Below are 10,818 nucleotides of genomic sequence, written 5' to 3'. Positions count from 1 at the left end.
AATCGATTCATAAACATGCAAAGCAACTTGATTTAGTTAAACACTTAGCTAAAATGAACAACGAAAAATCAGACCAATCAGCCCATCTGTAAAGATTTGGAAAACGCAACGTATCACACAGTGAATAAAACGAAGCAAGTATCCATACCAGTTGTGCTGGCGACCATAGCAAGAGTGAACCACCTGATCCCTTCCCGAACTCAGAAGTGAAACCTCTTAGCGCTGATGGTAGTGTGGGGTTACCCATGTGAGAGTAAGTCATCGCCAGCTCATTATTCTAAACACCCCCATTCTAATGAATGGGGGGGTTTCTTTATGTGTGGAATTTATACCTATAATTCTTTATATGATTATAATGGAAGAAATTCATATCAAGTCTAATAAGGATATAACATGTCTACCGATCAACAATTCCCAACACCCAATAATTTAGGTATCGCAGTTTATTCAAATAATGCAGAAGCTATTGGTAATACTCCTTTAGTTCGTATCAACCGTTTAATTAAAACTGGTGCAACTGTATTAGCAAAAGTAGAAAGTCGTAATCCTGCCTTTTCTGTGAAATGCCGTATTGGGGCTGCACTTATTGCAGATGCAGAAAAAAGAGGTGTGTTGAAAGAAGGCATGCATATTGTTGAACCAACTAGTGGTAATACAGGGATTGCATTGGCTTTTGTTGCGGCAGCGAAGGGTTATCCAATTACTTTGACTATGCCAGCCAGCATGAGTCTTGAACGTAGAAAAGTATTAAAAGCTTTAGGTGCTAATTTAGTTCTAACTGAACCGGCGAAAGGGATGAAAGGTGCGGTTGATGAAGCGGTACGATTAGCAACTGAGCAACCAGATGTTTATTTCTTACCTCAACAGTTCGAAAACCCAGCCAATCCACAAATTCATGTGGACACAACTGGCCCAGAAATTTGGCAAGCAACAGGTGGGCAGGTTGATATTTTAGTTGCTGGCGTAGGTACTGGAGGTACGATAACGGGTATTTCTCGTTATTTTGAACAGGTCCAAAATAAGCCATTGTACTCAGTAGCAGTTGAACCTGCTGAGTCTCCAATTATTACTCAAACTAAAAATGGTGAAAGTATTACGCCTGCACCCCATAAAATTCAGGGGATTGGTGCAAACTTTATTCCAAAAAATCTTGATTTAGATTTGGTTGATGAAGTCTTACCAGTGAGTAGTGAAGAAGCAATTCAATGGGCGAGAAACTGTGCAACTCAAGAAGGTATTTTGGTAGGTATCTCAAGTGGAGCTGCCTTGGCTGCTGCAGCTAAAATTGCAGAGCGTCCTGAAAATGCTGGTAAAACAATAGTTGTTATTCTTCCTGATAGTGGAGAACGTTATTTATCTTCTGTTTTATTTGAAGGTTTATTTGACGAATAAAATTAACTATGTAAAAAAGCCCATTAATAGATGGGCTTTTTTATTCGAACTTAATTTATAATGCACTTTTTAAAGTTTTCTGATGACGTTTCACAGATCGAGCATATTTTTTTGCTTTGTGTCGGGTCCAGAAGCTTCGCTCATATCCAGTTGGTCCCACATTATAATAAGCTGTTGCTTTGAACCAACTATCAGCTGACTGATAATAGTGATTTAAGATATAAGCACCACATTGAATATTAGTGGCTTCATCATATAAATTCCCCGCACAAGTTTGTTGCCAATAACTTGGAATAATTTGAGTTAAACCGACGGCGCCAGTAGGAGAGCGAGCATTACTATTGTAACTAGACTCTTGCCTGATGACTGCTGCGAGTAAAAGAGGGGGGACATTATATTGGTCAGCACTTTGAATAATCATTGGAGATAGCCGATTGGCTGTGCTCGCTGGAACAGAATAAGCTTTTTGTAAGCCAGATGAGAGTTTATTTGAGCGCCAAGAAAATGAGCCACTGTTAGGTCCTAAGCTTGTACACCCTGTCATTATTGTCATCAATACAATAATAAAAAATTTGAGGCTAAGGCGGTGTAATTCTGATGGCTCAAAATGATCTTGAGCTAAAGATGAGGTAAGCAAAATACAAAACCAATAATCAAATTTCAAATGAAATGATGGTATTCAGCCGTACTTATCGGATCAATATAAGTTCTGTTGCTCAGCACATCTATAAAGTAAGAATTTTGTATAATTGAAATGAAAAAACCCCGACATCCTGTCGAGGTTTCTTCGTATTCAGCTTTATGTAGCTAACTCCTGTCAACTACCGCTTCCTGCGTTCTTATTCTTCTTCAATGAGACATCCTGTCTCTCTATGATTTATATACTATGAAAAAATACTAAAGCTGAATATCCGCAAATCACCGCAAGTTTTGTACGTTTTAACTTACAGGCGTATTTTTTCAACTTTCTTAAATATGATGTCGACTAATTTCTGGGCTATAGGAGCACAAATCAATACACTTGGGAAAGCTAATATCCATGCAATGACCCAAGCCGATAACCATAATGAAACAAAGTGATGATTTAGCCCTACAGCCTTGAAAGTTGAAATACCTGAAACTATAAAAGACATCATTCCTGATAAAATTAAGAGGAATAAAAGTTTCTGTGCTTTCATGGCCTTATATTCCTTGATAAGCATTTAAGGTCAATGCAAAATTTTCTCCAAATTGTTGAGCAGTTTTAATATCTCCTTCATCAAAACCATCTGCATTACTGCCATGTTCAGCTTGAGCCATTAAGCCTGACCATGAACCGAGACGATTGGCTGCTTGCGTATAAGGAATGCCTTGGTGCTGTTCAGGCATGATTGGATTACCGACCCATAACATGCCGTGTTGCATACAAAAGGTGAAAATCGAAATTAACGTCGATTGTTTATCACCGGCGGGAAGAGATGAAACGGTAAAACCAGCCGCCAATTTTCCTTTAAAACTCTGTTTTTTCCATAAAGGGCCTGTTGCATCCATGAGCTGTTTTAACTTGGAAGATACACCACCTAAATAAGTGGGAGACCCCCAAATTAAGCCGTCATATTGGTTAAGAATTTCTGGGCTATCGATGAAATCTTCGGCATTGAGTAAATCTGCTTTCATATTTTTATGGCGCAAAATACCAGTTTGAATTTGCTGAGCAATAAATTGGGTGTGACCTTGGCGGCTATGGTAAATGATGGCAACAGTTTTCATGAGCAGTCTCCTTTTTCTTTAAATTTGAAATAGTTTTGCAGTGAGATATAAGCCACAACCAAAAACACTATGGTTCATTAAACTTTTTAGACAGTTCAAAAAAGGATGGGGTGTTTTTGATGAAGCAAAGCCACTACCCATCGCAGGTTGCATAATAAAAAATGGAATGAGAACGGTGACTACACCAAATAGAAGTGCTGAATAAAACTGAGGTTGGCTAAGCCAAGTTGAACCAATAATGAAAAGAAAACTCAATGCAAAGATAATCCCAACACTATAGTGAGCAATCCAACCCAATAAATACTCACCCTTAATTTGAGGGCTTTTTGCAATAGATTGATGGATAAGTTTCCCTTGAAATATCCAACCAACCCAGCGGCCGAGGAAGGCAAAATTTAAGGTCGGAATTTTGAATATCTTTAATATGAACAGCCAGATATCCATAAATATAGTTGCACCAATACCAAGACATAAAGCTTGAAAGAACAACGTAGAGGTATTCATTTTTACACCTTGCTTTTATACGTATGAAACGTGATAAATTTATTGTGCAAATTCAAGTTCACTTGAAGTCAAGAGGTTATTATGGATATTGGTGAAGTTGCTAAAAAGGCAAAAGTCACAACGGCTACACTACGTTTTTATGAAGAGAAGGGATTAATTAAATCGATAGGGCGGCAAGGCTTACGTCGACAATATGGCAAGCAGGTCATTGATCAACTGGCATTAATCTCTTTAGGTCGTGCTGCGGGTTTTTCTTTAAATGAGATTGCTGCAATGTTTGGACAAGATGGTAAGCCTGAACTTGATCGGCAAAAATTAAAAGATAAAGCTGAACAGTTAGAGCAAATGGCAAAACGATTGCATTTTATCAGCCAAGGATTAGAACATGCTGCTGTATGTCCTGCTGAAAATCATATGGAATGTCCAACTTTCCAAAAATTTTTAAAAGCAGCAATTGCTGGAGAATATCAGCCAACAAAACTTTAATCAGTTCTTAGCGAAGAGGTCGAATTTTTGAGGTTGTATTAAATAGTTAGTCTTGTCATATTTTCGCCATAAAGATTTCATCTTTTTGAAGTAAAAATTTCATATAAGCTTGATTAAATTTGCTTAATTTTTTACCAAATGTATAAAATCATGAGCAAAAAAACTTTAGTCGCATTATTATGCTGTGCCAGTTTAGGATTGACGGCATGTAATGATGATAATGATCAAGAACAAACATCACCTACTGAAAACGTTACCGAACCAACCTTAATTTCTTTTGCTAAGTTACCTGTAGAAACTTATGCTGCTGGTCCAGACTCTGGCGCATATGTGAAAGGTGCAAATGGAATTTATCCTCCATTTAAAGGTCAACCTGTACAAGGTTTTTCAGCTGCATTAAAAAATGAAGATGGCAGTTATATGGCAATGGCCGATAATGGTTTTGGCACTCAAGATAATTCATCAGACTTTTTACTTCGTATTTATAAAATAAAGCCTGATTTCAAAACTAAAACTAAAGGCACCGGTCAATTTACTGTACAAAGTTTTATCCAATTGCGTGATCCGAATAAATTAATTCCATTTAATATCATCAATGGTAATACACCTGAGCGTTTATTAACGGGCGCTGATTTTGACCCAGAGTCGATGCAGCGTACTAGTGACGGGACCTACTGGATTGGAGATGAATTTGGTCCATATTTACTCCATTTCTCAGCAGATGGCGTGTTATTAGATGCACCGATTGCTCTGCCAAATCCGTTAAATCCGACTCAAGAATTACGTTCACCACAAAATCAGTTTAATAAAGCACAAATTAATTTTGTAGAACCTCTAGTTCAACAAAGTGGCGGTTTTGAAGGAATGGCGATTTCGCCAGATGGGCAGTATCTTTACTCTCTTATAGAAAAGCCAATTAAATCAATTCGAGAAACGGAAAGACAATTATTGATTTCTCAATTTGATGTGAAGAAAAAAGCGTATACAGGAAAATATTATTGGTTCCAGTTAGACAGTAAGGCAACCAATATTGGTGACTTCCAACTCTTTAATGATAAAGAAGGGATCATTATTGAACGTGATGCCACCCAGAATAATTTAGGCGGCTATAAAAAATTAATTCGTATTAAATTAAATGAGTCAGGTCAACTAGTTAGCCGTGAAGATTTAGTCGATTTAATTAAAATTGCTAACCCGAATATGTTGTATGGCACAGCTAGAGCAGGGGATATTGGTACGGGGCAGGTTTTTGCTTTTCCATTTGAGACGATCGAAGATGTGATTATTGAAAATGGTACAACGCTGACAGTTTTCAATGATAATAACTTCCCTGGTTCGACAGGACGTAACGCAAAACTGGCTGACGATAACGAGATTATTCAGATTCGTTTGCCAAAAGCTTTGTTCTAAGCACTATAAATAAAAAATTAAACTGCGGCGGATTTTGTTCCGCCGTATTTATTACAAGAATAAAATATTGAATAAACTTTAATCAAATTAATTTCTATATTGTTGTTTTCGCATGTTTTATAAACAGGGAAAATGAATGAAATTCATGTTAAAATGATCGGCTTTCATCTTTAGATGTCTCTCCTCCATTTGCTAGCCGAGATTCGCAAGCCATGTCTACTGCCTACACCATGCAGACTGCGCCCAAAGCGCTGTTTGATTACGACAAATATTGGGCGTCGTGTTTTGAACCAGCGCCATTTTTGCCGATGTCACGAGAAGAAATGGACCAACTCGGCTGGGATGCGTGTGACTTTATTTTAGTCTGTGGTGATGCTTATATCGACCACCCATCATTTGTATCGGGTGTGATTGGACGTGTGCTTGAGGCACAAGGTTTCCGTGTCGGAATTATTGCGCAGCCAGACTGGACCAATGTTGAAAGCTTCCGCGTTTTAGGTAAGCCAACGATTGCTTGGGGTGTAACCGCAGGTAATATGGATTCGATGATTAACCGTTATACGGCAGATCGTAAAATTCGTTCGGATGATGCATATTCTCCAAACAATGAACCGAATAAACGTCCTGACCGCGCAGCAACAGTTTATTGCCAACGTTGTAGAGAAGCATTCCCTGATGTACCTGTGTTATTGGGTGGTATTGAAGGCAGTTTACGCCGTATCGCACACTACGATTATTGGTCAGATAAAGTCCGTCGTTCGATTTTGATGGACTCAAAAGCCGATTTGCTCATGTACGGTAATGGTGAGCGTGCCATTATTGATGTAATGCATCGTTTGGCTAAAGGTGAAAAAATCCACGAGATTACTGATGTTCGTGGTACGGCATTTATTATTAATAAACATAACAAAGCATCAAAAGCAAAGTTTGTTGAAGTTGCGAGTAATGATGTAGATACGGTTGGGCGTGTTGATCCAATTATTAACCCATATGTCATGACAGAAGATATTGATGGCTGTGAGGTTGAAAAAGAAAAGGGTAACTCTTTAGCTCAGTATCAAAATTTCCAAAAAGAGATTGTTGCAAATCCGATTGTGCGTGAAGGCGACAAACTCGATGATGACACTCAAATCGTTCAATTAAAGCCAGCACCATCAAAAGCAATTAAACACAAATTACCACCACGAGAGTTGGCGGTTATTCGCTTACCTTCTTTTGAAGAAGTGGCGAATGACCAAGTGCTTTATGCGCATGCAAACCGTATTTTGCACCTTGAAACCAACCCTGGTAATGCCCGTGCGTTGGTGCAACGCCATGGTGAGCGTGATGTGTGGATTAACCCACCTCCAATTCCTCTAACTACTGAGGAAATGGACTATGTGTTTGATTTACCTTATGCACGTTTGCCACATCCTACTTATGGTGATGCGCGTTTCCCTGCATTTGATATGATCAAATTCTCGGTCAACATTATGCGTGGCTGTTTTGGCGGCTGTACGTTCTGTTCGATTACAGAACATGAAGGTCGTATTATTCAAAACCGTTCGGAAGATTCGATCTTACGTGAGATTGAAAAAATCCGTGATACGGCACCAAACTTCACAGGCATTATTTCAGATTTAGGTGGCCCAACAGCAAACATGTACCGTTTGCACTGTAAAGATCCTGAAATTGAGAAAAACTGTCGTAAACCTTCTTGTGTTTATCCCGGTGTTTGTCAAAACTTACATACCGATCACGCGCCTTTAGTACAGCTTTACCGTAAAGCGCGCGCTATTAAAGGTGTGAAGAAGATTCTAATTGGTTCTGGTCTGCGCTATGACCTTGCGGTACTCAACCCTGAATATGTAAAAGAACTAGTACAACATCATGTTGGTGGTTATTTAAAAATTGCTCCTGAACATACCGAACAAGGTCCGTTATCTAAGATGATGAAACCGGGTATTGGTACGTATGATCGTTTCAAACAAATGTTTGACCGTTTCAGTAAAGAAGCAGGAAAAGAGCAATATTTAATTCCTTACTTTATTGCTGCGCATCCGGGTACTTCAGATTATGACATGATGCATCTTGCAATTTGGCTGAAAAAGAATGGTTTCCGTGCCGATCAGGTACAGACTTTCTATCCATCACCAATGGCAACGGCAACAACCATGTATTATTCGGGTAAAAATCCGCTTGCTAAAGTAGCTCGATATACTGAAAAAGTTGATATTGTAAAAGGCGAGAAACGCCGTCGTCTGCATAAAGCATTCTTGCGTTACCATGATCCAAACAACTGGCCATTACTTCGTGAGGCCTTAAAAGAGATGGGGCGTGCAGATTTAATTGGTAATTCGAAGCAGCATTTAATTCCGACTTATCAGCCAAAAGGCACAGAAGGGGAATATAAGTCTGCTCGTAAGAAAAATTCGTCTACAGCAGGCGATTCGGTTAAACGAAATAACCAGCAAACGAATAATCATTCGAATCAAAAGCGTCCACAAAAAGGACAGGTTCTAACGCAACATACTGGTTTACCTCCTCGTGAAACAGGAGAAAAAAGACCGTTTGGTGGGAAAAGCAAACCTAAATCTAAAGTTCGTGGATAATGATAAAACGGGCTCTTAAATAGAGCCTGTTTTGTTTTTTATGACTCTATTTAAATCGTATAATGAGATTTTTGAGGATTTAAAGTACAAAAAACGTAACGAATAATGATAAATAGCCAAAATCTGACGAGCTGCACTTGATTGTTATTGATTCTATGATTATAAATAATGTGAGGGTGGCTAAAATTAAGCCAAGCTTGATAACTACAAGTGAAATTACTGAGTGAACCTTTTAAAAAACGGCTGTGTCGTTATCAATTAAAACAAAGTGTGATCTAGCAAAATCATTATAAAAAACTTAAAGGATTAGGCCCATGTATTATTTAATCACGATCTTATTATTATTTTTGGTTGTTGTTATGGCAGTGAAAAGTCTGTCACGAAGGCATCAACATGATAGTGCTTTAAAGCGCCGTGCAGTGTTAACTAGCCATGAGCAAATGACCTTAACCAGACTACAAACTGTTTTGCCCAAATTTACCGTATTAGCGCATGTATCTTTTGATGCACTTCTAACTACAAAATACGCGCATACACGTCGTAAATATCAAAATATGTCAGCTGATTTTGTTGTGCTTGATCAAAATTATCAGGTAATTGTAGTCGTTGTTCTAGGGGAAAACGGTTTACGCCGAGCGCATCAACAATATGAGCGTCGCCTATTACAATTGGCTGGCTATCGTGTGCTTCATTATAGTAGTGTGCCTGATTATCATGACTTAAGAAGAGACTTATTGAGTCCTGAATCAGAATTAGCAACTTTGCATGCGACACCCCAGCTAGAAAGAATGTCAAACGCTTTTGTGAAGCCTTAAAAATTCGACATTAGCAGAATTGATCTGAGAGCTCATTTAAGAAGATTTGAATAAAATGCTGAAATTCAAAATTTTAAAATTACTAAAAAATTGAGCAATATCACCCAAGATATTGCTCAATTTTATCTGGATTTATAATTATAAAAATTATGGAAGTACCGCAACAACCGTCATTTCTACAAGCACATCTGGCGCATAGAGTTTTGATTCTACACATGTACGTGCTGGTGGGTTCCCTTCGCTAATCCATGCATCCCAAACCGCATTCATAGCTGCATAATCTTTTTCAATATCTTTTAAGAAAATCATGACAGAAAGAATATGGGTTTTATCTGTTCCAGCTTCTGCCAATAGACGGTCAATATTATCTAAAGTTTGTTGAGTCTGCCCTGTGACATCTGCGCTTGTATCATCTGCGAGTTGCCCAGCTAGGTGTACCAAATTACCTGAAATCGCAACTTCGCAGTAGCGTGAAGTAACGTGTAAACGCTTTACCGTCATAAAAATGCTCTAAAGTGGCTTTATTTAATAGTTTTGATTTTATGAAGAGTTGCTAGGTCGGTGCAAGCAAGTAGAAAAGAATTTCAGTAGATTATTGTGAGGAAGGAATAATTAAGCCATGTATCAGAAGAGCCCTGCAATATTCGGATTTGGTCGTCACGCCAATCACAGGACGATATGCCGAAAGTAAAGGTTGCTTTGGCATGTTGCAAATACATGGGTAATGAATATGCGTGGATTAGGTTACTCTAAAGTTTTAGTAAAAGGGAGTCTATTTTGTTTAAAAGTTGCTCTTTTGAGTGAAAATTAGTCAATTACCAGAGGTTAAGCTGGAAGTCATCAGCTTGGGTCTGTAATTGATAAACGCCTATACCAATCAAGCGAAACTGGAAATGTTCGGGAATCTGCATTTCATTTAATAATAAAAATAAAACTTGGATTAAGTCCTGTAGCGACTGGATCGGTCTTTTAAAGCTTTTACTATGTTGTAAAGTCTGAAAATTCTTGAGTTTAAGTTTGATATTCACACCACGTGCATTGAGTTGTTTTTTCTCTAGTGTTTGCCACACTTTTTCAGCTAATCCCTGCCAATAGGGCTGACATTGAGCCAAAGTAAAATCACTGTCAAAAGTGGTCTCTTTCGAAATTTGTTGGCGAGCTCTTTCAGCTTGAACAGGTCTATGGTCAATGCCCTGAGCATATAGATAGAGTTGTTGTCCATATTTACCGAAGTGGTGAACCAAAACAGCTTCTTCAATTTTCTGTAAATCACCTAAGGTATGTAGCTGAAGCTGTTGTAATTTTTCTTGAGTGACTTTGCCTACACCAGGAATCTTTTTAAGCGGAAGGTCTTGAATAAAAGTAGCAACTTGCGAAGGTTTGATTACACATAAACCATTCGGTTTATTCCAGTCGGAAGCAATTTTTGCAAAAACCTTATTCGGTGCTACCCCAGCCGATGCAGTAAGCCCAGTTAATCTAAAAATATCTTCTCGAATGTGCATAGCAACTTCAGTTGCACTTGCAATCTGTTTTAGGTTTTCAGTGACATCCAAATAAGCTTCATCTAAAGATAAAGGCTCAATAAGTAGCGTATATTGCTGAAAGATCGAGTGAATTTGAGCGGAAACCGTACGGTATTTTTCAAAATTTGGTTCAATAATGACAACTTGAGGACATAGTTTTCTTGCCTGACTCATCGACATGGCAGAACGCAAACCAAATTCACGGGCAGGGTAGGAGGCAGCAGCAATCACAGCTCGCGGATGATGCGAAGAAATAACGACGGGAAGATGCTTTAGATCAGGACGCTCTCGCAATTCGACCGATGCATAGAAGGCATCCATATCGATATGAATGATTTTGCGCAT

At 38.5% G+C, this 10,818-nt stretch carries 12 protein-coding genes and 1 rRNA gene; 7 read left to right on the top strand and 6 right to left on the bottom strand.

What is annotated here, in order from left to right:
- Positions 1-155 precede the first annotated feature (155 nt).
- Together rrf and cysK are read left to right on the top strand one after the other, a co-directional pair.
- Positions 156-270 (top strand): 5S ribosomal RNA (rrf, locus tag J690_RS19830).
- A gap of 123 nt (positions 271-393) precedes the next feature.
- Complete coding sequence (gene cysK, locus J690_RS19825; protein ID WP_032037780.1) at positions 394-1,392, top strand: cysteine synthase A; 999 nt, start codon at positions 394-396, stop codon at positions 1,390-1,392.
- 55 nt (positions 1,393-1,447) lie between these two features.
- Here cysK and J690_RS0104695 read toward each other — a convergent pair whose 3' ends face one another.
- The 4 genes from J690_RS0104695 to J690_RS19810 all read right to left on the bottom strand — a co-directional run bounded on the left by J690_RS0104695 (position 1,448) and on the right by J690_RS19810 (position 3,645).
- Positions 1,448-2,056: a lytic transglycosylase domain-containing protein gene (locus tag J690_RS0104695; protein ID WP_081405253.1), complete on the bottom strand. Its 609-nt coding sequence runs from the start codon at positions 2,054-2,056 to the stop codon at positions 1,448-1,450.
- A 280-nt stretch (positions 2,057-2,336) separates the two neighbouring features.
- The gene (locus J690_RS19820; protein WP_032037774.1) at positions 2,337-2,570 is read right to left on the bottom strand and encodes a DUF2798 domain-containing protein; all 234 of its coding nucleotides are present in this window, start codon (positions 2,568-2,570) and stop codon (positions 2,337-2,339) included.
- Between the two features lie 4 nt (positions 2,571-2,574).
- On the bottom strand, positions 2,575-3,141 hold the full coding sequence (locus J690_RS19815) for a flavodoxin family protein (RefSeq protein WP_032037770.1): 567 nt from the start codon (positions 3,139-3,141) through the stop codon (positions 2,575-2,577).
- A gap of 18 nt (positions 3,142-3,159) precedes the next feature.
- Entirely contained in the window at positions 3,160-3,645 is a 486-nt protein-coding gene (locus J690_RS19810; protein ID WP_032037768.1) for a DUF2938 domain-containing protein, read from the bottom strand.
- Positions 3,646-3,726: 81 nt separating this feature from the next.
- Between J690_RS19810 and J690_RS19805 the strand changes: the two genes are divergently transcribed.
- The 4 genes from J690_RS19805 to J690_RS19790 all read left to right on the top strand — a co-directional run bounded on the left by J690_RS19805 (position 3,727) and on the right by J690_RS19790 (position 8,947).
- Entirely contained in the window at positions 3,727-4,131 is a 405-nt protein-coding gene (locus tag J690_RS19805) for a helix-turn-helix domain-containing protein (RefSeq protein WP_032005802.1), read from the top strand.
- Between the two features lie 150 nt (positions 4,132-4,281).
- Positions 4,282-5,541, top strand: coding sequence for an esterase-like activity of phytase family protein (locus tag J690_RS19800; RefSeq protein WP_032037764.1), 1,260 nt, complete (start codon positions 4,282-4,284; stop codon positions 5,539-5,541).
- Between the two features lie 212 nt (positions 5,542-5,753).
- Positions 5,754-8,132 carry a YgiQ family radical SAM protein gene (locus J690_RS19795; protein ID WP_017400141.1) on the top strand — a complete coding sequence of 793 codons (2,379 nt, stop codon included), beginning with the start codon at positions 5,754-5,756 and terminating at the stop codon, positions 8,130-8,132.
- A gap of 314 nt (positions 8,133-8,446) precedes the next feature.
- On the top strand, positions 8,447-8,947 hold the full coding sequence (locus J690_RS19790; protein ID WP_002121669.1) for a DUF2726 domain-containing protein: 501 nt from the start codon (positions 8,447-8,449) through the stop codon (positions 8,945-8,947).
- Between the two features lie 147 nt (positions 8,948-9,094).
- Here J690_RS19790 and J690_RS19785 read toward each other — a convergent pair whose 3' ends face one another.
- The gene (locus J690_RS19785; RefSeq protein ID WP_002121652.1) at positions 9,095-9,448 is read right to left on the bottom strand and encodes a RidA family protein; all 354 of its coding nucleotides are present in this window, start codon (positions 9,446-9,448) and stop codon (positions 9,095-9,097) included.
- A gap of 193 nt (positions 9,449-9,641) precedes the next feature.
- Here J690_RS19785 and J690_RS24065 point away from each other — a divergent pair, with 193 nt between their 5' ends.
- Positions 9,642-9,758, top strand: a complete 117-nt coding sequence (locus J690_RS24065) for a hypothetical protein (RefSeq protein ID WP_081310191.1) — start codon at positions 9,642-9,644, stop codon at positions 9,756-9,758.
- Between the two features lie 4 nt (positions 9,759-9,762).
- On the opposite strand, the gene dinB is transcribed toward J690_RS24065, so the two are convergent.
- Positions 9,763-10,818 carry a DNA polymerase IV gene (gene dinB, locus J690_RS19780; protein ID WP_032037762.1) on the bottom strand — a complete coding sequence of 352 codons (1,056 nt, stop codon included), beginning with the start codon at positions 10,816-10,818 and terminating at the stop codon, positions 9,763-9,765.

The sequence above is a fragment of the Acinetobacter sp. 742879 genome (genome assembly GCF_000588535.1).
Taxonomy (GTDB): domain Bacteria; phylum Pseudomonadota; class Gammaproteobacteria; order Pseudomonadales; family Moraxellaceae; genus Acinetobacter; species Acinetobacter pittii.
Note: the sequence above shows the minus strand (reverse complement) of the source record. Positions and strands in the feature narration are given on the sequence as shown.